This is a genomic window from Rhodococcus sp. IEGM 1305 (assembly GCF_030058635.1).
Classification (GTDB): domain Bacteria; phylum Actinomycetota; class Actinomycetes; order Mycobacteriales; family Mycobacteriaceae; genus Rhodococcus_F; species Rhodococcus_F opacus_D.
Genome location: NZ_JASHKX010000004.1, coordinates 252,458 through 273,205, shown reverse-complemented (window position 1 = coordinate 273,205; position 20,748 = coordinate 252,458). Strand labels below are relative to the sequence as shown.

At 68.8% G+C, this 20,748-nt stretch carries 24 protein-coding genes; 9 read left to right on the top strand and 15 right to left on the bottom strand.

Going from position 1 to position 20,748, the window contains the following annotated elements; translation table 11 throughout:
- Window positions 1-42: 42 nt before the first annotated feature.
- Window positions 43-417, top strand: coding sequence for a nuclear transport factor 2 family protein (locus QM693_RS11005; protein WP_005262400.1), 375 nt, complete (start codon window positions 43-45; stop codon window positions 415-417).
- 67 nt (window positions 418-484) lie between these two features.
- On the top strand, window positions 485-1,582 hold the full coding sequence (locus QM693_RS11000; protein WP_349307497.1) for a DUF6777 domain-containing protein: 1,098 nt from the start codon (window positions 485-487) through the stop codon (window positions 1,580-1,582).
- A 22-nt stretch (window positions 1,583-1,604) separates the two neighbouring features.
- On the opposite strand, the gene QM693_RS10995 is transcribed toward QM693_RS11000, so the two are convergent.
- Entirely contained in the window at window positions 1,605-2,414 is an 810-nt protein-coding gene (locus QM693_RS10995) for a CPBP family intramembrane glutamic endopeptidase (RefSeq protein WP_283352341.1), read from the bottom strand.
- A 187-nt stretch (window positions 2,415-2,601) separates the two neighbouring features.
- Here QM693_RS10995 and QM693_RS10990 point away from each other — a divergent pair, with 187 nt between their 5' ends.
- Both QM693_RS10990 and QM693_RS10985 read left to right on the top strand, forming a co-directional pair.
- Entirely contained in the window at window positions 2,602-3,747 is a 1,146-nt protein-coding gene (locus tag QM693_RS10990) for a TIGR03364 family FAD-dependent oxidoreductase (RefSeq protein WP_283334661.1), read from the top strand.
- 41 nt (window positions 3,748-3,788) lie between these two features.
- Window positions 3,789-4,490, top strand: coding sequence for a phosphonatase-like hydrolase (locus QM693_RS10985; protein ID WP_283352340.1), 702 nt, complete (start codon window positions 3,789-3,791; stop codon window positions 4,488-4,490).
- An 8-nt stretch (window positions 4,491-4,498) separates the two neighbouring features.
- Here the strand turns inward: QM693_RS10985 and QM693_RS10980 are convergent, their stop codons facing one another.
- Window positions 4,499-5,254: a GntR family transcriptional regulator gene (locus tag QM693_RS10980; protein WP_105423050.1), complete on the bottom strand. Its 756-nt coding sequence runs from the start codon at window positions 5,252-5,254 to the stop codon at window positions 4,499-4,501.
- A gap of 121 nt (window positions 5,255-5,375) precedes the next feature.
- Between QM693_RS10980 and QM693_RS10975 the strand changes: the two genes are divergently transcribed.
- Window positions 5,376-6,401, top strand: coding sequence for an alpha/beta fold hydrolase (locus QM693_RS10975; RefSeq protein ID WP_283352339.1), 1,026 nt, complete (start codon window positions 5,376-5,378; stop codon window positions 6,399-6,401).
- Here the strand turns inward: QM693_RS10975 and QM693_RS10970 are convergent.
- Genes QM693_RS10970 through QM693_RS10960 form a run of 3 tightly spaced genes read right to left on the bottom strand, consistent with a single transcriptional unit; the run spans window position 6,319 to window position 8,353 of the window.
- On the bottom strand, window positions 6,319-6,648 hold the full coding sequence (locus QM693_RS10970; RefSeq protein ID WP_283352338.1) for an SCO6045 C-terminal-like domain-containing protein: 330 nt from the start codon (window positions 6,646-6,648) through the stop codon (window positions 6,319-6,321). The two genes, QM693_RS10975 and QM693_RS10970, sit on opposite strands and share 83 nt — an antisense overlap.
- A complete protein-coding gene (locus QM693_RS10965) occupies window positions 6,645-7,490 on the bottom strand; it encodes an MbnB/TglH/ChrH family RiPP precursor modification enzyme (RefSeq protein ID WP_283352337.1) in 846 nt (281 codons plus the stop codon). Before QM693_RS10965 ends, QM693_RS10970 begins: the two co-directional genes overlap by 4 nt.
- Window positions 7,487-8,353 (bottom strand): TIGR04222 domain-containing membrane protein, encoded by an 867-nt coding sequence (locus tag QM693_RS10960; protein WP_283352336.1) that lies wholly within the window; start codon window positions 8,351-8,353, stop codon window positions 7,487-7,489. Before QM693_RS10960 ends, QM693_RS10965 begins: the two co-directional genes overlap by 4 nt.
- 160 nt (window positions 8,354-8,513) lie before the next feature.
- On the opposite strand from QM693_RS10960, the gene QM693_RS10955 reads away from it, so the two are divergent.
- Window positions 8,514-9,164 (top strand): maleylpyruvate isomerase family mycothiol-dependent enzyme, encoded by a 651-nt coding sequence (locus tag QM693_RS10955; RefSeq protein WP_283352335.1) that lies wholly within the window; start codon window positions 8,514-8,516, stop codon window positions 9,162-9,164.
- Between the two features lie 3 nt (window positions 9,165-9,167).
- Here QM693_RS10955 and QM693_RS10950 read toward each other — a convergent pair whose 3' ends face one another.
- From QM693_RS10950 to QM693_RS10930, 5 genes are all read right to left on the bottom strand, one after another.
- Complete coding sequence (locus QM693_RS10950; protein WP_280783016.1) at window positions 9,168-9,509, bottom strand: hypothetical protein; 342 nt, start codon at window positions 9,507-9,509, stop codon at window positions 9,168-9,170.
- 153 nt (window positions 9,510-9,662) lie between these two features.
- Window positions 9,663-10,331, bottom strand: coding sequence for an SDR family oxidoreductase (locus QM693_RS10945; RefSeq protein ID WP_283352334.1), 669 nt, complete (start codon window positions 10,329-10,331; stop codon window positions 9,663-9,665).
- A 55-nt stretch (window positions 10,332-10,386) separates the two neighbouring features.
- The gene (locus tag QM693_RS10940) at window positions 10,387-10,791 is read right to left on the bottom strand and encodes a TIGR03668 family PPOX class F420-dependent oxidoreductase (RefSeq protein ID WP_280783014.1); all 405 of its coding nucleotides are present in this window, start codon (window positions 10,789-10,791) and stop codon (window positions 10,387-10,389) included.
- On the bottom strand, window positions 10,791-11,372 hold the full coding sequence (locus tag QM693_RS10935) for a hypothetical protein (protein ID WP_064080315.1): 582 nt from the start codon (window positions 11,370-11,372) through the stop codon (window positions 10,791-10,793). Before QM693_RS10935 ends, QM693_RS10940 begins: the two co-directional genes overlap by 1 nt.
- A 47-nt stretch (window positions 11,373-11,419) precedes the next feature.
- On the bottom strand, window positions 11,420-12,040 hold the full coding sequence (locus QM693_RS10930) for a LysE/ArgO family amino acid transporter (protein ID WP_283352333.1): 621 nt from the start codon (window positions 12,038-12,040) through the stop codon (window positions 11,420-11,422).
- A gap of 72 nt (window positions 12,041-12,112) precedes the next feature.
- On the opposite strand from QM693_RS10930, the gene QM693_RS10925 reads away from it, so the two are divergent.
- Window positions 12,113-12,988 carry a LysR family transcriptional regulator ArgP gene (locus QM693_RS10925; RefSeq protein WP_283352332.1) on the top strand — a complete coding sequence of 292 codons (876 nt, stop codon included), beginning with the start codon at window positions 12,113-12,115 and terminating at the stop codon, window positions 12,986-12,988.
- 45 nt (window positions 12,989-13,033) lie between these two features.
- A complete protein-coding gene (locus QM693_RS10920) occupies window positions 13,034-14,032 on the top strand; it encodes a PHP domain-containing protein (RefSeq protein WP_283352365.1) in 999 nt (332 codons plus the stop codon).
- 56 nt (window positions 14,033-14,088) lie between these two features.
- On the opposite strand, the gene QM693_RS10915 is transcribed toward QM693_RS10920, so the two are convergent.
- On the bottom strand, window positions 14,089-14,898 hold the full coding sequence (locus QM693_RS10915) for an MBL fold metallo-hydrolase (RefSeq protein ID WP_283352331.1): 810 nt from the start codon (window positions 14,896-14,898) through the stop codon (window positions 14,089-14,091).
- 41 nt (window positions 14,899-14,939) lie between these two features.
- Window positions 14,940-15,707 (bottom strand): thiazole synthase, encoded by a 768-nt coding sequence (locus QM693_RS10910; RefSeq protein WP_283352330.1) that lies wholly within the window; start codon window positions 15,705-15,707, stop codon window positions 14,940-14,942.
- 203 nt (window positions 15,708-15,910) lie between these two features.
- Between QM693_RS10910 and QM693_RS10905 the strand changes: the two genes are divergently transcribed.
- On the top strand, window positions 15,911-16,126 hold the full coding sequence (locus QM693_RS10905) for a hypothetical protein (protein ID WP_105423030.1): 216 nt from the start codon (window positions 15,911-15,913) through the stop codon (window positions 16,124-16,126).
- Between the two features lie 14 nt (window positions 16,127-16,140).
- Here QM693_RS10905 and QM693_RS10900 read toward each other — a convergent pair whose 3' ends face one another.
- Genes QM693_RS10900 through QM693_RS10890 form a run of 3 tightly spaced genes read right to left on the bottom strand, consistent with a single transcriptional unit; the run spans window position 16,141 to window position 20,704 of the window.
- Window positions 16,141-18,309 carry a serine/threonine-protein kinase gene (locus QM693_RS10900; RefSeq protein ID WP_283352364.1) on the bottom strand — a complete coding sequence of 723 codons (2,169 nt, stop codon included), beginning with the start codon at window positions 18,307-18,309 and terminating at the stop codon, window positions 16,141-16,143.
- 38 nt (window positions 18,310-18,347) lie between these two features.
- Complete coding sequence (locus tag QM693_RS10895; protein WP_283352329.1) at window positions 18,348-19,358, bottom strand: glutamate ABC transporter substrate-binding protein; 1,011 nt, start codon at window positions 19,356-19,358, stop codon at window positions 18,348-18,350.
- Window positions 19,358-20,704 (bottom strand): GlnX family signal transduction membrane protein, encoded by a 1,347-nt coding sequence (locus QM693_RS10890; RefSeq protein ID WP_283352363.1) that lies wholly within the window; start codon window positions 20,702-20,704, stop codon window positions 19,358-19,360. Before QM693_RS10890 ends, QM693_RS10895 begins: the two co-directional genes overlap by 1 nt.
- Between the last annotated feature and the right edge of the window lie 44 nt (window positions 20,705-20,748).

The following is a 20,748-nucleotide window of genomic DNA, read 5'->3' as shown; positions in this document are numbered from 1 at the left end:
TCACCACTAGAACACGTTCTATTCGACTGAGGAGTTCGCATCATGGCACCGTCCGCAGAAGACATCCGCAAGACCGTCGAGAGGTACATCGAGGCGGTGGCCACCGGGACCGCCGACGACGTCGTCGCACTGTACGCCGAGGGCGCCACCGTGGAGGATCCGGTGGGAACCGAGCCGCGAACCACGGTGGAATCGCTGCGGGAGTTCTACGGGGTGATCGAACCGCTGAAGCAGACCGGCGAGCTCCTGACGCTGAAGATCGCCGGCAACTCGGCCGCGTTTCACTTCTCCCTCGTCACCGACCTGGGTGAGCAGAAGCTCGAGATCGCGCCGATCGACGTCATGACGTTCGACGACGACGGCAAGATCACGTCCATGCGCGCATTTTGGTCGCAGGAAGACATGATCACGAGCTGACCGACGCCGGGCCCGGCAACCACACCGCAATTCGGCCCGGCTGATCAGCGACTGTGCTTACCATGGCGTGGTGGCCACCGACGTCGCCGGGCAGGCCGCACGGCGTGCCCGACGCAGAGCAGTCGTTCGAGCCGGTACGCGCCCCGGGCGCGCACCGCGTAGCTGGCTGTCGGTCGCCGGGGCGCTGACCGCCACGGTGCTCGTGGCGTGCTCCTCTGGTTCCGGGGGCCACCCCGATCCGGTCGGCCTGGACCGGGCCACCGACAGCGGGCAGCTTCCGTGGACGGAAGTGCTGCTTCCACCGCAGACGCCGACGACGGTCCCGTTCGGTCCGCCCGGTACCGATCTGCCGAGCGAACCCCGCGCCGCCGGGATCCGGGTGATCGGCGACCGTGCCGGTCTCTACGGCGGAAGCCCCGACCGGGTGCTCTGCGATCGGCAACGCCTCGTCGACGACCTCGAGCAGGATCCCGCGATGCTGCAGGCCTGGTCGAGTGTGTTCCAGGTCGACGACGTGCGGAATTACGTCCGGACCCTGACACCTGTGCTGCTCCGTGCGGACACCCGCGTCACCAATCACGGCTTCGACGACGGGCATGCGAGCGCATTCCAGTCCGTCCTCGAGGCGGGGACCATCGTGTTGATCGACGACCACGGCGTTCCCCGCGTCCGATGTGTGCGCGGAAGCCCATTGCTGTCTCCGGTGGTGAACGAGAACGCAGACGTGCAGGGCGATCCGTGGCCGGGTTTCCAAAAGGACAGGTTGTACGTCGTGCAGCCCTCCAACCTGGCGATGACCGAAGTGACCGTGGTGGATCTGATGACCGGTGGACTGACGCCGGTGCCGATCGGTTCCGGCCCGCAGCAGCCGGCGGAGCGCCCGAATCCGGTGGCACCCGTGGAAGCCCAGGCGCCGGTAGTGGATTCGCCGCCCGCGGTGGTGCAGCAGGCGGCTCCCCGTCCCGCGCCGGCTCCCGCCCCGGAACCTGCGCCTCCGCCCGCTGCGGCTCCGCCCCCGCCCCCACCGCCGCCACCTCCCCCGCCGCCCGCACCCGAACCGCCGGTGAACTACCCGCCTCCCCCCGCGCCGGCGCCCGCACCGCCACAGCAGATTCAGGTGCAGATACCGGGTCTGCCACCCATCGTCATCCCCATTCCCAACTGAGGGTCGGACGCGGAGTACTCGGCTACAGGGTGACGAGCGCGGCGTTGATCACGATCGCCTGGGTGAAGAGCGTCCAGTCGTTGATGATGTGCGCGCCCGTCGAGACCCACAGGTTCTTGGTCCGGATGTAGGCGAGGGTGAGCACCAGCCGGGCCCCGCCGATCACGATGAAGGCCTGCGCGAAGTTCCAGTCGTAGGTTTGCAGGTGGGCGGCGCCGAACCACACCGCACTGAGGAGCCAGGCCAGGATGATCGCGGTCTTGCGGGACATTTTCGCCTTGGCGAACAGGAAATACATCAGCGCGAGAAACGGGACGATGGTGAAGACTTCTTCGCCGACCAATTGGATCCCGGTTCCCACGTAGAACGCTGCCGTGTCGAGCGCACCGCCCTCGCCCGCACCGTCGATGGCCTCGTTGGACGCCACCCCGAACAGGGCGCGCACGATCAACGCCAGCACCGACGTGACAACGAGGTTGAGCACGGCGAAGCCGATCATCGTGAGGACGTCACGGCCGTGCACCTTCCGGAACAACGCTGTCCAGTGCTCGCGCGTCACCATCGCCAGCACGACGAGCGGGATACCGACGAACAGGATGCGCGGAATCAGCGCAACGACGTTGTCGGTCTGCGGGATGAGGACCAGGGCTGCGAAGCCGACTGCGACCGAGGCCCACGCCAGGACCCACTGCCGCACCGACAGCGTGGTCGGCGTCCCGTTGTAGAAGGGGAAGTCGACGTCGTCACGGCGCTCGATCAGGGGACCGAAGCGGTCGTTCGACGACGCCGGTTCGTGGACGGGAACGGCTCTCGGGCCGGAACCACTACTCATCGATCAGCCCCTCTGCAGGTGGGTGGACTCGGGCGGCAATTTTCGCAGCAACCCCCGACCGCGACCACCCGACGCGCCCGCCGGGTCGCACAACGGACGGTTAACGGAAAGCGACTTATATATACCTGCGGCAAATTTCTTGTACTTGTATTGACATGTTGTCCCGGGTGGGTCCACAGTGAGTCGCATGACAACTCAACGACGCTACGACGTGGTGGTCGTCGGTGCCGGAATCGTCGGCCTCGCGCACGCGTATCACGCGCGCAACCGAGGCCTGTCCGTGGCGGTGATCGACCACGCCGACCGCGTTGCGGGCGCGTCCGTCCAGAACTTCGGCCACGCCTGCATCACCGCCCAGTCGGGCGTCGCCCGCGACTACGCCCGAGCGGGCCGGGAGCACTGGCTCGACCTGGCACGCAAGGCCGGGTTCTGGTCCGCCGAATCCGGAACATACTGTGTGGCACGACATGACGACGAGCTGGCAGTCATGACCGAGTTCGCGGCCGTACGCGGACCGGCCGAAGTGGAACTGCTGTCCCGAGACCGGATCCTCGGCGCGTTACCCATCGTCGGCGACCGCGTCGTCGGGGGCATGTACATGGCCGACGACCTCCAGGTGAACCCGCGGGAAGCGGCCCCCGCCATTGCGCAGTGGCTCGACGCGTCGGGTGTCGACTTCTTCTGGCGCACTGCCGCAACCGGATTCGAGACCGGCGTCGTTCATACCTCGCGGGGCGATCTGCAGGCGGCGACGGTGTTCGTCACCGTCAACTACGACATCGACCGCCTGTTCCCGGGGCCGGCCGAGCGCGGGGGGCTCCTGCGGTGCCGGCTCCACATGATGCGCGCGAGGATTCCGTTGTCCGCGCCGTTGCCCGCACCGCTCTTCACGGGCTGGTCGCTCGTGCGGTACAGCGGTTTCCAGAATCTTCCCGCGACGGCGGCACTCGCGGCGAGGCTGCGTGACGAGTACCCCGACTACGTCGACCTCGACCTCCATCAGATGTACACGCCGCAGCCCGACGGATCGATCCTGCTGGGCGACACCCACATCCGTGAGATCTCGGCGGAGCCGTTCCAGTCGGAGAAGGGGTTCGAGGTGCTGATCCGTGAGGCCGCCGCCCTCTTCGGCGTCTCGGACGTCACCGTCACCGAACGCTGGCAGGGCGTGTACAGCTCGGCACCCGATTCCGACTTCCTGATCGAGGAGCCGATCGACGGCGTGCACGTCGTCACCGTGACCACCGGGATCGGCATGACCACCAGCATGGGTCTGGCGAAGGACCGCATCGACTCCGTCTTCGGCCGCGACACCCTGCCCGTAATGGCATAGCAGCACAACCACATTCACCGAACACCGAGAGGAATCAGACAATGGGAACACGTCACCGGGACATCAGCCTCGTCGTCTTCGACATGGCAGGCACCACCGTGGAGGACAGCGGGCTGGTACAGCAGTCCTTCCTCGCCGCGGACGCGCATGCCGGACTGTCGAAGACCGACGAGGACCGCAGGCGGATGCTCGACTACGTCTCCGACACCATGGGCCAGTCCAAGATCGTCGTCTTCCGCCATCTCAGCGGCGGAAACGAGGAGCAGGCGCAGGCCGCGAACAAGGAATTCGAACGCTGCTACTCGCAACTCGTCGACGACGGGCGGTGCAGCGCGATCCCCGGCGCGGTGGAACTCTTCGGCTCCCTGCGGGAGCAGGGCATCAAGACGGCGCTCACCACCGGCTTCGCGCACGAGACGCAGATGGCGATCATTCGCGCCCTCGGCTGGCAGGACGTCGCCGACGTCGTGTTGTGCCCCGGAGACGGTGTCCGCGGCCGCCCCTTCCCGGACCTGGCGCTGACCGCGTTGATGCGCACCGGTGCCCCGTCCGTGCAGTCCATGGTGGTGCTCGGCGACACCACGTCGGACGTCACCACCGGTCTCCGCGCCGGAGCCCTTGCCTCCGTGGGCGTGCTCACCGGCGCCCACGACGCCACCCAGCTGTCCGAGGCCGGGGCCACCCACGTTCTCGACAGCGTCGCGGACCTGCCCAGTCTGCTCGCCGAACTGCGCAACACCTGATTTTCCGATCAGGCTCCGTTGCCGTCGTCCGACGGAAGCCTGGGGTCGATGGTGCGGGCGTTCACGATGCTGAAGGCGACGAGGTCGGGGCGGTACCGATCGTCCGCGTACTCGAACGTGTCGCCGTTCTGATCCCGCGACGTCCGACGTTCCCGAAGCAGCGGGCTGCCGGGGTCGATGCCGAGATTCTCGGCGTCGACCCCGGTCGCGGCGACGGCGTCGAGCACGTGCTCCATCGATTCGAAGCGGACGCCGCGGGAGGTGAGGTAATCGGTGATCGATCCGGTGTCGATGTCGAAATCGAACAGCAGGGAGCCGACGCGGTCGGTGAACGTGCTCCGCTCGATCATCGTCGGTTCGCCGTCCAGCAGCCGGACGCGGAGCACCTCGACGACGAAGTCGTCCGGGGCCGATCCCAATGCGCTGGCGGCAGGTTCGGACACCCGGCGACGTGAGATCTCGAGCGTGCGGCTGCCCGCCGCGCGGCCGGTGCGGCGCGCCCACTGCGAGAAGGGGGTGAACGTGTCCAGGGTCTGCGTGATGTCGTGACTGCGCACCACGGCCGGTTTGCCCTGGGACAGCTGGATGAGCCCCTCGTTCTTCAACGTTGCCAGGGCCTGGCGCACGGGACCGCGCGACACCTCGAACTCCGCGCACAGCATGCTCTCGCTGGGCAGCGACTCACCCACCGCGTACTGCCGCTGCATGATGCGCTGCCGGAGCTGGAGTGCGACGAACTCATGGCGGGAGCGTGCCTCCACCATTGCGCATCACTCCACTTCCCCGCCGGTCGACGGTCGCCACTGCGAGTCAGGTGCATTCTAATGGCGTCGTCGCTACGCTACAGTGCTGAAACACGTTCCAGCCGGTGGAGGGATGCGGAGCATGGCGTCGTCGACGGAGCGGGTGGTCACGGTCGACGGATTCCGTTGGCAGATTTTCGAACTGGGTGACGGGCCGCCCGTCGTCCTGTGCCACGGATTCCCGGGGCTCGGCTACAGCTACCGCCATCAGATGCGGGCTCTCGCGGCTTCCGGGTACCGGGCGATCGCCCCGGACCTGCCCGGCTACGGCGGCACCGACGTGCCCCGCGACATCGACGACTACACGAACGAGCGGGTGTCGGATGCGCTGATCGGCCTGCTCGACAGTCTCGGTCACGAGCGTGCGGTGTTCGTCGGCCACGACTTCGGCGCGCCGGTCGCCTGGACCGTCGCACTGCGTCACCGCGCACGCGTGTCCGGGCTGGTGCTACTGGCCGTCCCCTACGCGCCCGACCGGTTCCCGCTGCGACCGTCGGAGCTGTATGCGTCGATGGCGCGCAAACACTTCCTGCACATCCACTACTTCCAGGAACCCGGTGTCGCCGACCGCGAACTCGACGCCGATCCCCGAGGATTCCTGCAGCGGCTGTTCTATGCGTTGTCGGGCGCCTACCGCTATCTGGACATCTGGCAGCACCCCTCGGAGGGCAACGGCTACCTGGACGTGCTGCCCGAAGCCCCACCCCTGCCGTGGTCGTGGCTGACGGAGGACGAGTTCGACCATTATGTGGAGGTCTTCACCCGGACGGGATTCACCGGCGGACTGAACTGGTACCGGGCGTACGACGCCAATTGGGAACGCTCCAGGAATCTCGCCGGAGCCGACATCGAGGTGCCGACGCTGTTCGTGGCCGGTGCGCACGATCCCGTCCTCACGATGAGTGGTGCGCAGGCCCTCGACCGGATGCGCGACACCGTCCCCGACTTGCGCGGACTCCATCTCGTCGAGGGAGCCGGGCACTTCGTCCAGCAGGAAAGACCGGAAGAGGTGAACGAGTTGCTGCTCACGTTCGTCGCGGGCGGTACAGGCGGCGACGACGGCGACTCGGCTCGGGCAGGTGACCGGTCGACTCGAGGTGCGCGGTGAACGCCTCCGCGTCCGCGTGGGTGCTCACCTTCGGCCTGCCGTCGGCCCAGGCGGCGAACAGCGCGAAGAATCGGTCGCCGAGGGCCGCGCGGACGTGGGGAAGGTGACCGCCGACTTCCCCGGATCGCTTGCGGAGCAGGGCCTTCGATGCGGTGTCGAGCGCGTCGCGGTCGAATCCCGCGGGCAGCTCCCCCGCCGCGACGAGAGCCCGGACCAGTGCCGCCTGCCGCTCCGCCAGCCCCGTCACGGCAGACTCCACACCGCGTCCCCGGTGACCCGGTCGACGCCGGCCGCATCCGCGATCGCATCCAGCTCGGCGAACAACTCACGGGCGGGCGGGTAGTTCCCGTCGCGCTCGAGCATCATCGCGGGGGGACCCGCGGATGCCCACTGCCGGACCAGGTCCAGCACCTCGCCGGGCACCGGGTCGGTGTGGGTGTCGTGGTACGCGCCGTCCCGTTCGGATCCCCCGGCGACGTGGCCGTACGCCACGCGTTCGAGGGGAAGCCGCCGGAGTTCCTTGCCGGCGTCGCGGCCGCGGTTGCGGGCGTTCGCGTAGACGTTGGCGACGTCCAGCAGCAGGTACACGCCGGTGCGTTCGACGAGTTCGGCCAGGAACTCGCCCTCGGAGTAGTCGTCGTCCGGCCAGTCGAACAGGGCCGCGATGTTCTCCACGGCCAGGGGCACCGGCAGGCACTCCTGCGTGCGCCGGATGTTGCGCACCAGCACGTTCAGGGCTTCCGCCGAGCGCGGCACCGGCAGCAGGTGCCCGGCCTCGATTCCGCCCGCCCGCACGAACGCGACGTGCTCGCTGACGAGCGGCGCACCGAGCGCGTCGGCGCACCGCGCGAGATGGTCGATCCGGCGCTGCTCGACACCGTCCGCGCCACCCAGCGACAGCGAGATGCCGTGCGGGACGACGGGAACGCCCAGCGACCGCAGTTCGTCCGGAACGCCGACTCCGCGCCGGCGGGCGGGCAGCGATTCGGCGATCACCTCGCAGAACCGCAGGCCGTCGAGCCGGTCGATGATCCCGCAGATCTCCGGCCGCCAGCCGATGCCGAGGCCCGGCTCGATCAGGGCGGTCATCCCCCGCACCCCCCACCGCCGCCGCAGCCTCCGCCGCCGCCGCAGGAGCTGTCGCCTCCACCGCTGCTGCCGCCGTCCCCGCTGCCGCTGTCGGTGATACCGGCCGCGCTCGCGAAACCCGGGGAGAACAGGCCGACGGCCCCCATCCCGAAGAGTGCCGTCGACAGCGCGATCGGCGTCGGACCGTATGCGGTGAGCGACGGGCGCATCCGCGGCGACAGGTACGAGTGGTCGCGGCGCAGGCGCTGCAGTTCCGCCGTGCCCTGGGGCGTCCTGCGTCCGGTCCGGCGAACGAGCTCCCGCGCGGCCGAGAGCAGAACCACCGCGACCAGCAGGAAGCCGATCGGCTTGCCGCCGGCGAACCCGGCGACGAGGCGTGCGACGCCGACGGCCACGACGACGAGGATCGGGAGGCTCGCGCGGCGGTTCCACGCCTTCTGTGCGGGACCCGTGAGCAGCCCCTGCGCGACCAGGGTGGACCGCAGGTGGTCGAGCGGGGCCTGCAACCGGCCCGGGAGCCGCAGGTTGCCGAGGGCGCTGCGCCCGGAGGCGAGTTCGTCGTAGACGGCCCGCGTGAACGATCCGAGGGCGTTGTCGGCGACTCCCCACGCCCGCAGGACCGTCCCGTCGGCGGAGATGAGGTCAGCTCCCCGTAGCAGCGTCAGGGATGCGGCGATGGCGCGATCGTCGCTGGTCAGCATCCCGGCCTGCACCGGATCGAGGCGGACACCGGCGGTCGGGGTGGATGCGGTGCCCCGGGACCGGAGGAACACCGCCAGCCCGACCGCGAGCACGGCGGCGGCGACGTAGACCACCAGAAAGGTCTCGCTCGGTATCCCCCACGTAGCGGATTCGTTGTACATCACACACCACCCTTCAACCACGTTGTCCGACAGTCGATCTCAGTATCAGTACGATTGTCCGATTTGCACCCGCCGGATGCCGATCGTCACCGTTCCGTTATCGGGATCCTGGGGATTCGTCGTGAGGTGGCTGTGGGTGGCATCGCCTAGCATCGTCAGCATGACGTCGCCGAGTGCCGCACTGTCGTATGCCGAACTGCTCGACACGGTTGCCGAATCGCACCGGGCGGCGGAGGCGACGCTGGAGGGATTGACCGACGACCAGGCGCGGGAACCGTCGTTGCTGCCGGGGTGGAGCCGGGGGCACGTCGTCACGCACCTCGCGAGGAATGCGGACGCGCTCAACCGGTTCGCGGTCGGGGTGATCACCGGCGAGGCCGCGCCCGAGATGTACCCGGGCGGTCCGGCCGCGCGGGCCGCGGCGATCGAGGAGGGGGCCGGGCGTCCGGCCGAACTACTGGTGGCCGACTTCCGCTTCGCGGGACGGCGGGTGCTCGAGTCGCTGCGGCGGATCACCGAAGATCTGTACGAGACGCCGGTGAACTGGCGTCAGCGGGTGCCTGTGCGGCAGGTGCCGGTGCTGCGGTGGCGTGAGCTCGAGATCCACCACGTCGACCTGGGGCTCGGCTACTCGGCGGCCGACTGGCCGGCGGCCTTCGTGGAGCACACGCTGGAATCGGAGCTGCCCGAGCTGGCGGCCAGGCATCCGGACGTCGGGGTGCCGGAACTTCCGCGCACCGAACTGCTGGCGTGGGTTATCGGGCGCCCCACGCGGGAGGGCTTGCCGCCCGTGCCCGCGTGGCCGTTCTGAGCGTCAGGCGTACTCGACGTTCTCGAACGTGTCGGCGTCGTCGAGCGCGTCCCAGATGATCGCGTAGCGCTTGTGGGTCATCTCGTCGGCATCGACGAGCAGGGCGTCGAACAACGACTTCGGGTTGTCCTGCCACGTCTGAACGAGGCCCGCGACCGCCTGCGGCGTGAACAGACCGGACCGCGCTGCCGCCTCGATCCACTCGTCGAAGTCGCCGCCGTGAATCCGCTCGACTGCTTCGCGATCGACCTCGCCGTCACCGAGATCGAGAGTGAACATCGTCGCGAAGACGTCGCCGTCGACGGCGACGACGGTGTCGCTGTACGTACGCTGGTCGGTGTTCATCGTGGGGATACCTCCTGGGAGTCAGCTCGTTGAACCTGACTCACGTTTGCGACCTCTGCTGATGAGAAGAACTGTAGGGCGACTAATTGTGAGCAGCTTAAAGCCTTTCTGTGAGATCAATCTGTGATCTATCTCACGCAGGTTTCTTCGCTGTCAGCGGACCCTCAGCACGATTTCTGTGGGGTGCGCATCACCCGGTGTCTCCACCGCGTTGCGCACGGCTTTTGCGACGGTCGACGGCTTCAGATACTTCTCCGGCCGGTACTCGTCGCCCTCGCCGGCCACGATGGCGCGCTGCATATCGGTGTCGATCCGGCCGGGGTGAATTGACGTGACGCGCAGTAACGGCTCCTCGAGCCGCAGTGCGTCACCGAACGCCCGCAGGGCGAATTTGCTCGCCGCATACGACGCCCAGCCGGCGTTCGCGCGGAGCCCGGCGCCCGAGTTGATCAGGACGACGTGCCCACCCGCGGCGCGGAGAGCGGGCAGCAGCAGCCGTGTCAGTTCGGCCACCGCGATGACGTTCGCCTCGAGCGTGTGCCGCCACTGGTCGACGGCCGACTCCGCGACGGTCGAGAGATCGGCAACGCCGGCGTTGTGGACGAGCACGTCGAGCCGCTCGATCGGGGCGCACGCCGCCGCCAGCGCGTCGTAGTCCGTCAGCTCGACCGGCCAGGGCGTGGCGCCCGGCAGTTCGTCGAGGATGTCGGTCAGCGACCCGGCCGACCGGGCGCCGAGCAGGAGGTCGTGGGTCGGTGCGAGTTCGCGGGCGATGGCGGCTCCGAGGCCACGGCTCGCGCCGGTGATCAGGGCTGTGGGCATGCTGTCGAGGCTAACGCCCGTGAGTACTTATTAACGTCGGGCGGTTAACAAGTACTCACAGGGCACTCCAGTGGTGCCACGTCAGGTCGTGTATCGCGATCACCGGTCCGTCCGGTCGGCGGTCGACGTACTGCGGGTACTTCGCGGCAAGAACGTCGATCGCGGCGCCGCCCGCCGGGGAGTCGGGGGCGAGCACCTCGGCCCGACCGTCGACCCGCACCCACCACAGGTGGTCCCAATTCTCGTCGTAGTGGTCCACGAGCAGGGTGACCGCGGGGTTGGCCGCGATGTTCGTGAGGCGTCGCAAGGCCGTGGTGCGCTTCGGTTTGTGGTCGACGCAGGAGTAGATCGTGTCGGAGTCGAGTGCGAAGACGAGCGGGACGAGGTGTGGCACCCCGTCCGCCCCGACCGTGGCGAGCCGCGCGATGCGGGCGGCCGCGAATCGCGCGACGACGTCCATCACGGTTCCATCAGGTAGTCGCCGCTCACCGGTTCCGGGAGGGCGGGAATGCCCAACGGGCGCTTGAAGTATGCCCAGGGGAACCACAACGTCCCGACCTTCTGCCAGCCGTCGGCCTCGAGTTTCTGGCGGCTCGCCGGCGCCGACACGCGGGTGTGCTCCCACTGTTCCTCGGACTTGCGAACGGTGTGGAACAGGGTGCCGAATCCGACGGAGTGCCAGCCGTACGAGCCGGCGTGGTTGAGGATGCGCATCTCGTTGAACGCGGTGAGCGGGGTGAGCCGGCGGGTCCGGCCGTCCGGGTCCGTGTCGGGGGCGTCGCCGATCCGTTTGCCGAAACGTTGTTGCGCCGCCTGCCGCGACATGCCGAGTGCGGCGCCGACCGTGTCCCAGCTGTGCCCGGCGGAGCGCGCCGCGGCGATCGCGGAGACCAGCAGTTCGTCGACCGACTCCCGCGCCTGCGAGGTGAGCCGGACGAGGGCCAGGTAGGCGGCGGGGTCGTGGTCCAGTCCGGGGTCGATCTCGGGGTCCGCCTTGGCGATCGCGTCCGACAGCAATTGGGTGAGCGCGGCATCCGGCATATGTCAAGTATTGGTTGACACGAGTCGCCTTGTCAACCAAATGTTGACTAGGTGGTGACGAGGGTGATGCCGAGGGTGAGCATCAGCGCGGCGATCCCGGCGTCGAGCACGCGCCACGCGCCGGGGCGGGCGAACACCCGGTGCAGGAACTGGGCGCCGTAGCCGAGCGCGAGGAACCAGACGACGCTCGAGGTGGCGGCACCGAGGCCGAACAGCCATCGGCCCGACTCGCCCTGGTTGTTGGCTACCGAGCCGAGCATCAGCACCGTGTCGAGGTACACGTGCGGGTTGAGCCACGTGAGTGCGAGGCAGGTGAGGATCGACGTCGCGAGGGTCGCCGACCCTATTTCCTGCGTGGCGTCGAGCGTTCCGGGGCGGAGGGCGCGGCGAGCGGCGAGCACCGCGTAGGAGACGAGGAATGCCGCACCCGCCCAGCGGATCAGGGTGATGGCAGCCGGAGCGTGCGCGAGTACGGCGCCGATCCCGCTGATCCCGACCGCAATGAGCACGGCGTCCGATACCGCGCACAGCACGACCACCGGCAGGACGTGCCTGCGCGCGATCCCCTGTCGCAGGACGAACGCGTTCTGCGCGCCGATCGCGACGATCAGCGACAGGCCGGTACCGAAGCCGGCGGCCGCCGTGAGCAGGGCAGGGGTGAAGTGCATGAGAACCACGCTACGAACCCCGCGATCATCAATCCAGCTAATTATCCTTCATTGCCATTAGCATCGCTTCATATGGATCTGGACCTTGCTTCGCTTCGCACGTTCGCGGCCGTGATCGACGAAGGCACCTTCGACGCCGCGGCCCGGGTACTGCACATCACGCCGTCCGCGGTGAGCCAGCGGATCAAGGTACTCGAGCAGCAGGTCGGGCGCGTCCTGGTGCAGCGGGCCAAGCCGGTCCGGGCCACCGAGTCCGGACACGTCGTGCTCACGCTCGCCCGCCAGATGGCCCACCTCGAGCGCGAGGCCATGTCGTCCCTCAACCCCGAGGAGGCGACGACGAGCACGCTGTCGCTGGTCGTCAACGCGGATTCGCTGTCCACGTGGATGATTCCGGCCCTCGCCCGCCTGGCGCCGGAGCATCGGGCGCTGTTCGATCTGCATCGGGAAGACGAATTCCACTCGACCACCCTGCTGAAGGAGGGCACGGTGATGGCCGCGGTGACGTCCGTCCCGGAGGCGGTGCAGGGCTGCACCGTGGAGAAGCTGGGGTCGATGCGGTACCGCGCGCTCTGCAGCCGCGACTACGCCGACCGCTGGCTCCCCGACGGTCCGACGGCGGACGCCCTCGCGGTGGCACCGATGCTCGACTTCGATCGCAAGGACGAACTGCAGGCCCGGTTCCTGCGCGGGTTCACGCGGCGCCGGCTCCAGCCGCCGCGGCACTTCGTTCCCGGGTCTTCGGCGTTCTCCGACGCCGTCCGCCACGGTCTGGGCTGGGGACTGCTGCCGGAATTACACACCGGCGACGACCATGGGCTCGTCGAACTCGACCCGTCCCGCCCGGTCGACGTCCCGCTGTACTGGCAGCGGTGGAAGCTGGATTCGCCGATCCTCGCGGCGCTCACCACCGCGGTCCGGGACGGGGCGCGCGAAGCGTTGCGGTGACGTCGGGGTGGGCGCAACACTGGAGGCATGGACGCCGACAGCCCGATGGACCCGGTGCAGGCCCTGCGAGAGACAGCGTTCTGGCTCGAACGGTCGCGTGCGGAGACGCACCGCGTGAAGGCGTACCGGCGTGCCGCCGACGTGGTGGCCGAACTGTCGGAGGAGCAACGGGACGTCCGCCGGCGCACCGACAGCTGGAAGGATCTGCCGGGCATCGGACCCAAGACGGCGACCGTGATCCGTGAGTCGCTCGACGGTGTGCCCGTCTATCTCGCGGAACTGCGGGAGAACGCGGAGCCGATCGGCGGCGGCGCGCTGCGGGAAGCGCTGAAAGGCGACCTGCACACGCACTCGGACTGGTCGGACGGCGGCAGCCCCATCGACGAGATGATGCGCAGCGCGGCCGCTCTGGGTCACGAATACTGCGCTCTGACAGACCATTCCCCGCGTCTGACGGTCGCGAACGGGCTGTCGGCGGAGCGGCTGCGTTCTCAGCTGGAGGTGATCGCCGCGCTGAACGAGGAACTGGCACCGTTCCGAATCCTCACCGGCATCGAGGTCGACATCCTCGACGACGGTTCACTCGACCAGGATCCGGATCTGCTCGACGAACTCGACATCGTCGTCGCCAGCGTGCACTCCAAGTTGCGGGCGGAGCGCGGGGCGATGACCCGCCGGATGGTCCGGGCGGTGGAGAATCCGCTGGTGGACGTGCTGGGGCACTGCACCGGCCGCCTCGTCGAGGGCGGGCGCGGGACCAGGCCGGAGTCGGCGTTCGACGCGGAGCAGGTGTTCACCGCCTGCCGCGACCACGGCACCGCCGTCGAGATCAACAGCCGTCCCGAACGCCGCGACCCGCCGAGCCGTCTCATCGATCTGGCCATCGACGTGGGGTGCCTGTTCTCGATCGACACCGACGCGCATGCCCCCGGGCAACTCGCCTGGCAGGGGTACGGATGCGAGCGGGCGATGCGGTGCGGCGTCGAGGCCGACCGGGTCGTGAACACGTGGTCCGCCGACGACCTGCTGGAATGGGCAAAGTAGCGCTCGTGCGTGGTTGACGAGTGCAGGGACTCGTCAACCGCGCACGGGCCGAAGGCCTAGCCCCGCTCTCCGGCCAGTTCCTCGAACAGTGTCGGGTCGTGGGCGGAGAAGACGCGCACCCGCGGCGCCACCTGATTGTTCAGTTCCCGGAGCCGGCGATGATTGCCGCGGATCTTCGAACGATCCACCGCGATCAGCTCTTCCATCACCCGCAGGGCGCGACCCTCGGTTCCCGGCGCCACCTGTCCTGGGGCGGCGACGGTGCTGCGGTGGTAGAACGCGTCGCCCGCGTGTAGCAGCCAGCCCTTCTCGCCGGTGTCGACGGCCACCGCCGCGTGACCGCGGGTGTGGCCAGGCATCGGGACGAGCACGATGCGGTCGGCGGCACCGGCGATCGGGTAGGTGTCGGAGAACCCGAGCACGGATTCGCCCGGCCCCGAATAGGTGTGCAGCGTGGGTTCGGGGGTGAGCTGGGCGGGACGGTAGCGGACCTTCTCCCGGAACGACGAACGTCCTTCTGACGCCGTTCGTTCCGCGGCGGTGGTGTGCAGGGTGGCGTTCGGGAAGTCGGCGACGCCGCCGACGTGGTCGAAGTCGAGATGGGTCGCGACGATGTGGGTCACGTCCGCAGGATTCAGGCCCAGCTTCTCGAGCCGGCGGACCGCCGTCTCCGACTCCCGGAACCGGGCGCCCATCAGGTTCGCGTACCGGCCGACGCGTCCGGTGGGATCGGCGACGTCCGCCAGCCCGAAGCCGGAGTCGACCAGCACGATGCCCGCGTCGGTTTCACACGCCAGCACATGGCACACCAACCGCCCGATGAGCGCCGAGGAGAACGAGCCGCAATTGAGGTGGTGTACCCGCATGGGGGCTCACGCTAGCCGAGTCGGTGTTCGCGGGGCGCCGATTACACCGCGACCGGTGACGACGCCTGCGCCCAGAACCGTTTCGGTATCCGTCCGGCATTCCGGGCGAGGTGCCCGGCCGTGACCGCTGCGGCCATCGCCGTGGCCATCAGCGGAGGGTCCGACGCCCTCGTCACCGCCGTGGCGAGCAGTACGGCGTCGCAGCCGAGTTCCATCGCCAGTGCTGCGTCGCTCGCGGTGCCGATCCCGGCGTCGAGAATGACCGGGACGTCGGTGCGCGCGACGATCATCTCGATGTTGCGGGGGTTCGAGATACCGAGTCCGGTGCCGATCGGCGACCCGAGTGGCATCACGGCGGCGCACCCGGCGTCGACCAGGCGCTGCGCGAGCACGGGGTCGTCGTTGGTGTACGGCAGCACGACGAATCCGTCGTCCACGAGTTGTTCTGCGGCCGCGACGAGTTCGATCCCGTCGGGCAGGAGCGTGCGTTCGTCGGCGATCACTTCGAGCTTGACCCAGTTGGTGCCCAGGGCCTCACGGGCCAGGCGCGCAGTCAGCACCGCCTCCGTGGCGCCCCGGCAGCCGGCTGTGTTCGGCAACAACGCGATACCCAGTCGATCCAGCAGTTCGAGCAGCCCGGTTCTCCCTGCGGCGTCCACTCGGCGCATCGCCACCGTCGTCAGTTCGGTGCCCGAGGCGACGAGTGCCTCTTCCAGTACCGAGAGGTTGGCCGCACCGCCTGTGCCCATGAGGAGGCGGGACGAGAAGTCCCGGCCCGCGATCGTGAGTGCGTCGGTGTGGATGCGCATGGGTACCTCCGGTCGAGATTTCGGCGAGCACTCGAACCCTACGACCGAATCGTCTCCGACGTCAGAACCACTTGTGCGCTACGTCATAGGTCCAGATTGGTCCCCTGTCTCGTTGTCATTCTGGATCTTCTGGACCCGTACCAGACGGCCCAGAGTTGTCGGTGCGAGGAGCCGAACGCCACGTCGTCACGATCGGAGTAGAGATGAACACCATGGTCGCGCGCAGAAACCGCACCGCGAGGTCGAGGGAGGAGGAGCGCCTGGCAACGGAACTGGAGGACGCCCGCCGCCGCATCATCGAACTCATGGGCCAGCTGGCCGAAACGGTCCGCAGCCGTGATGCTTTGAGCGACCGCATGCAGGTGATGGCGTGGAATGCCCGGTGGGGACGCGAGCACACCGGATTCGGGGTGCGGTGACCCGAGTCCGGGAGTCACAGCCACGTGGTCGGGCGGATCAGGTTGGCGAGATCCACCAGGGTGTACCGATGCCTGCGCTCGGGGGCCTTGCGGGCGAGGGCCCGGAGCGCCGACTCCGCCCCGGTGCGCAGACCGCGTTCGGTGAACGGCACGCTGAGGATCCGCGTCGTCTCGGGAATGCCGCCGGCGTGCAGCCAGTCGACGGCCACGCCGAGGACGAGCACCCGGGTCTGGAGTGCGCGGCGCTCGTCGTGGGCGAGCAGTTCGACTCGCCGGGCGGCCTCCTGCAGATCCCGTTCGCTCACCTCGGCGAGCGGCCGATCGTGGACGAGCATCAGCACACTCGTCAACCGGGCCTCGGCATAGTGCCGGGATGTCGGTGGCACCTCGTCGAGGGCCTCCACCGCGGCCGCCCGGTCGTCGCGGTGCTCCAGTTGCCGCGACAGCCCGAACGCCGCACTCACCGCGCCGTGATCCGTGCGCCACACTGTGCAGTAGTACTTTTCGGCGGTCCGCCGCCACCGCCCGATGTCCTCGCCGGAGCGGTATTCGCACCACATCTCGGCAGTCGCCGCGAGGGCGAGTTTCGGGGCCTCCTCGCCCGGTAGCGCGGTCAGGACGGAATCGAACCGGGTGAACGCCGCCTCGAAGTCGCCGCCCACCAGCGCACACAGTCCGGTGTGCCAGTCGACGCGCCACGTGTCCTCACGCTGGTGGTCGAGGGATTCGAGAATGGTGGCGGCATCACGGGGCTGCCCCAGGTCGAGGTGCGCGCGTACCTCGGCGAGCGGGATCTCGATGCTCGTGGACGCCACGCCGTCGTCCGCCGACTCCTTCGCCCTGCGCAGTGAATCGAGGAGCTCCCTCGGTCGGCTGTGGACGACGGAGAGCAACGGGGCGGCCGGGTCGTCCGGGTCCACCAACGGAATCGGTAGTGCTCGAACGATACTCATCGCACTGATCCGCTCGTCCCGGCGGTGCCCGTCGACGTAGACGTCGGTGCGGCTGATCGTGAGGTCGGTCCCGAACGTCGTGCGCTGCGGGCTGAATCGGTGGGACAACCCCGGCTGCGGGTGGCCGGTCTGCTGGGCCCGCACCTCGCGCAGGACACCCTCGAGCTGCGTCGACATCTCCTCGGCCGACGCGAACCGGCGGGCCGGATCGGGGTGGATGGCCCGGAGCAGCAGCCGGTGGTAGAACTCGTACTCCGCCAGCAGCGGCGCCTCCTCGGGTGTCGGCAGGCCGTCGACGTAACAGCCGCCGGCGGTGGGCATGTCGAGGGTCAGCACGGCCAGCGTCCGCCCGACGGTGTAGATGTCGGAGGCGACGGTCGGACCGGTGGTGGCGATCTCGGGGGCTTGGTAACCCTGTGTGCCGTAGATGTATCCGTGGTCCCCGATCCTGGCGACCGCGCCCATGTCGATGAGCTTGAGCTGGTCGTAGTCGTCGCCGATCATGATGTTCTCGGGCTTGAGGTCGTTGTACACCAACCCCATCGAGTGCAGGTATCCGAGCGCGGGCGTGACCTCGAGGAGGTAGCGGATGGCGTGCTCCACCGGCAGCATCGGCTTCGGGTCGTCGGGTCCGGCGTCCTCCTTCAGTTCGGTGAGCAGGTCGCGCAGGGTTCTGCCCCGGACGTACTCCATGACGATGTACCCGATGGGATTGCCGTCCATCCCGGGGTGTTCGACGAAGTTGTAGATCTTCACGATGCTCGGATGCGTCACCTCGGCGAGGAACCGGCGCTCGGCGAGAGCCACCTCCTGGGCCACGGGATCGCCCGAGTGCAGCAGGCCCTTGAGCACCACCCAGCGGTCGCTGACATTGTGGTCGAGCGCGAGGTAGATCCAGCCGACACCGCCGTGGGCGAGGCACCCCAGGACCTCGTACTGGCCCGCGACCAGTTCTCCCGCCTCGAGTTGCGGCGCGAACGAGAAGACGGTGCCGCAGTGGGTGCACACCCCCTCCGTGTCGCCCGGCCGCGCGGCGGTGGAACGTCCGACGGGACGCTTGCATCGGTCGCAGTAACGTTTGTGCTCCGCCAGAACGGGATTGGTCAGGAGCATCGACAGGTCGGAGGTGTGGGCGGCGTCCGGCACCGTGCGTGAGGAGGGGACGTCGTCATCGTCGTCGTCCGCGAACGGATCGAACCGCACACCCCTGGTGGATTGCGGGTCGTCCATCGGTGTTCGCCTGGTTTCGTCGCTCACTCGGTGTCACCTCAGTCCCGGTACGTGGGGGCGGGTGGTCCGGCGGAAGGACCGAGAACCGTCAGCCAGTTGTCGTAGAGCCGCGTCCAGGTTCCGTCCGCACGCATCCGATCCAGCGTGCCGTTCACGAAACGCACCAGATCGTCGTGGTTCTTGTTGACCCCGATGCCGTACGGCTCCGATTCGAGCGGCGCGCCGACGATCTCCAGGTTCGGGTCCTGGGCGGCGAGCCCGGCGAGGATGGAGTCGTCGGTGCTCGCGGCGTCGGCCTGCCGTTGCTGGAGGACCACGAGGCAGTCGTCCCAGTCGGGTACCGCCACGATCGTGGCCTCGGGCTGCACTCGGCGAACGGTGTCCAGTGAGGTGGTGTCGCCGGCGGTGCAGACGCGCTTGCCCGCCAGATCCTCCGGGCCGGAGATACCGGAGCCCTTCGGCACCAGCAGACGTTGATAGGCCTGGAAGTACACGGTGGAGAAGGCGACACGCTCGGACCGTTCGCACGTGATCGACGTGCTCTTGACCACGAGATCGACGTCCTCGTTCTGGAGGGCGTCGAAACGGTCGCCGGACGTGAGCAGGCGGAATTCGACCCGGGAGGGGTCACCGAACAGGTCCCGCGCCATCTCTCCCGCGACATCGACGTCGAATCCCATCAGCATGCCGGTGGTCGGATCCCGGAAACTGAAGAGGTTGGTGTTCTGATCGATTCCGACGATCAGCCGGCCGCGGGCGGTGATCTCGGCCAGGGAGCTTCCCGGCGCCCGGACGTCCGGTGCGGCGGCGGGGCGGAGACTCGCGAGCGCGCCACAGGAGTCGGGTGCGGGTGGCTCCTCGGGCACGTCGCCGGTGGGCAGAAGGATCTCGGCCCCACTCGTCAACGGCACTTCCGCGTAGTCGCCGCTGACGGTGGGCGTGAGGGGTTGCGGGGTGGCGCATCCGGCGGCGAGGACGGCGACCACGGCAGCGGAGAGGAGGAGGGCGCGATGGCGCGTCCGCCGTCTCGGTCGAATCACCCGCGTCATCAGTGGTACTCGTTCAGTCTGGGCCAGATCCCCCCACCGACGGCGAACCCGCAGAGGACGCCGATCACCATGCTACCCACCGCGAGCAGCGACAACGAGCGATATGCGTCGGCCATCCCGTCGAGTTCCTCGCTGCGGAATCGGTCGATGCCGTCCTGCAACGACTCGTCGAGCGCCGCGAACGTGGCGGGGGACGCCGAGTCCGCGGGGCCGATCGCGATGGCCTTCGCACCCGGGTAGTCCCCCACGTCGAGCTTCTCCTGCAGCATGGTGTGCGCGCGCCGCCAGTCGCCGAGTGCGGTGACGGCGGCGTCGATCGGCGGTGTCGTCGCCGGACCGTGTTCGCCGTCCTGCAGCCCCCCGAGGATGTCGGCGAGTTCGGCCGACCGCCGGGCGTAGTCGACCTCGGACTGTTCGTCGGAGCCGCGCTGCAGCAGCGCGAGGGTCTCGTCCGCCCGGGCCTGCTGGGCGAGGATCCGCGCCTGGGTGATCGTGCCGAGTGGTTGCGCCCCTTCGGTTCTCGCCCGGTCCGTGGCCGCGGTGGAGACCAGGGTGGCGGCGGCCAGCCAGATCAGGAGGGTGGCGGCGAGGAGGGAGGCGAGGACGAGGCCGGGATTGACGCGGCGTTTGCTCTTGCGCGCCAGGTACACCTGCGCGAGGACGAGCGCGACGAGCAGGGCGACGGCGACGGCGGATGCGGCTCTCGGGAGCCGCGCGGTGAGGACCTGGGTGTCGGCGACGGTCCTCGACTGCTCCGAGTAGAGGCTCTCGGCTGCGGGCAGGATCGTGTCCTGCATCATCGTGGAGGCGTCGCTGAGATAGGCGACGCCGACCGGGTTGCCCGACCGATTGTTGGCGCGGGCCGTGGCGATCAGGCTGGTGTAGTCGGCGAGGTCCCGCGATATTTCGGACAGCAGCGCGAGGGCCGCGGCGTCTGTCGAGGCGACGCCGTTCGACGCGGTGACCAGCGCGTTCGATGCGTCCCCGATCGCCTGGTTGTACCGATTGCGGACGGCGATCGGCTCGACACCGCCCGAGATGAAGGATGTGGCGGCCGCGGCGTCGGCGATGGACAGCGAACTGTAGAGCCGTTCGGCCGCGTAGGTGAGGGGTTCGGTGTGCGTTCGCAGGGTCTCGATGCGCTGTTGCCGGGCACCGATCGCCGCCGACGTGATCGCCCCGGTCGCCAGCGCGGCGGTCACGAGGGCGATCCCCAGCACGGACAGTCGTCCCGGGGTCGAGACGAGGAATTCCCGCCACGGCCGGCTCCGGGATTCGGGCTCGACGAGCAGGGACTCGTCCAGCGAGTGTTCTTCGGTGACGGCGTCGTCTCCGCGGTGGAACACGGTGCCCTCCTCCGCCGAGGTCTTCTGCAAGTGTGCCCCGATTC

What these genes read in the sequence shown, in the direction of transcription:
- QM693_RS10915 (WP_283352331.1), bottom strand. Translation starts at nt 14,898, where the DNA reads ATGCGGGTACACCACCTCAATTGCGGCTCGTTCTCCTCGGCGCTCATC.
- QM693_RS11005 (WP_005262400.1), top strand. Translation starts at nt 43, where the DNA reads ATGGCACCGTCCGCAGAAGACATCCGCAAGACCGTCGAGAGGTACATC.
- QM693_RS10950 (WP_280783016.1), bottom strand. Translation starts at nt 9,509, where the DNA reads ATGAACACCGACCAGCGTACGTACAGCGACACCGTCGTCGCCGTCGAC.
- QM693_RS10895 (WP_283352329.1), bottom strand. Translation starts at nt 19,358, where the DNA reads ATGACGCGGGTGATTCGACCGAGACGGCGGACGCGCCATCGCGCCCTC.
- QM693_RS10930 (WP_283352333.1), bottom strand. Translation starts at nt 12,040, where the DNA reads ATGCACTTCACCCCTGCCCTGCTCACGGCGGCCGCCGGCTTCGGTACC.
- QM693_RS10990 (WP_283334661.1), top strand. Translation starts at nt 2,602, where the DNA reads ATGACAACTCAACGACGCTACGACGTGGTGGTCGTCGGTGCCGGAATC.
- QM693_RS10945 (WP_283352334.1), bottom strand. Translation starts at nt 10,331, where the DNA reads ATGCCCACAGCCCTGATCACCGGCGCGAGCCGTGGCCTCGGAGCCGCC.
- QM693_RS10940 (WP_280783014.1), bottom strand. Translation starts at nt 10,791, where the DNA reads ATGGACGTCGTCGCGCGATTCGCGGCCGCCCGCATCGCGCGGCTCGCC.
- QM693_RS10910 (WP_283352330.1), bottom strand. Translation starts at nt 15,707, where the DNA reads ATGCGCATCCACACCGACGCACTCACGATCGCGGGCCGGGACTTCTCG.
- QM693_RS10960 (WP_283352336.1), bottom strand. Translation starts at nt 8,353, where the DNA reads ATGTACAACGAATCCGCTACGTGGGGGATACCGAGCGAGACCTTTCTG.
- QM693_RS10900 (WP_283352364.1), bottom strand. Translation starts at nt 18,309, where the DNA reads ATGGACGACCCGCAATCCACCAGGGGTGTGCGGTTCGATCCGTTCGCG.
- QM693_RS10935 (WP_064080315.1), bottom strand. Translation starts at nt 11,372, where the DNA reads ATGCCGGATGCCGCGCTCACCCAATTGCTGTCGGACGCGATCGCCAAG.
- QM693_RS10985 (WP_283352340.1), top strand. Translation starts at nt 3,789, where the DNA reads ATGGGAACACGTCACCGGGACATCAGCCTCGTCGTCTTCGACATGGCA.
- QM693_RS10975 (WP_283352339.1), top strand. Translation starts at nt 5,376, where the DNA reads ATGGCGTCGTCGACGGAGCGGGTGGTCACGGTCGACGGATTCCGTTGG.
- QM693_RS10995 (WP_283352341.1), bottom strand. Translation starts at nt 2,414, where the DNA reads ATGAGTAGTGGTTCCGGCCCGAGAGCCGTTCCCGTCCACGAACCGGCG.
- QM693_RS10955 (WP_283352335.1), top strand. Translation starts at nt 8,514, where the DNA reads ATGACGTCGCCGAGTGCCGCACTGTCGTATGCCGAACTGCTCGACACG.
- QM693_RS10920 (WP_283352365.1), top strand. Translation starts at nt 13,034, where the DNA reads ATGGACCCGGTGCAGGCCCTGCGAGAGACAGCGTTCTGGCTCGAACGG.
- QM693_RS10925 (WP_283352332.1), top strand. Translation starts at nt 12,113, where the DNA reads ATGGATCTGGACCTTGCTTCGCTTCGCACGTTCGCGGCCGTGATCGAC.
- QM693_RS10980 (WP_105423050.1), bottom strand. Translation starts at nt 5,254, where the DNA reads ATGGTGGAGGCACGCTCCCGCCATGAGTTCGTCGCACTCCAGCTCCGG.
- QM693_RS10965 (WP_283352337.1), bottom strand. Translation starts at nt 7,490, where the DNA reads ATGACCGCCCTGATCGAGCCGGGCCTCGGCATCGGCTGGCGGCCGGAG.
- QM693_RS10905 (WP_105423030.1), top strand. Translation starts at nt 15,911, where the DNA reads ATGAACACCATGGTCGCGCGCAGAAACCGCACCGCGAGGTCGAGGGAG.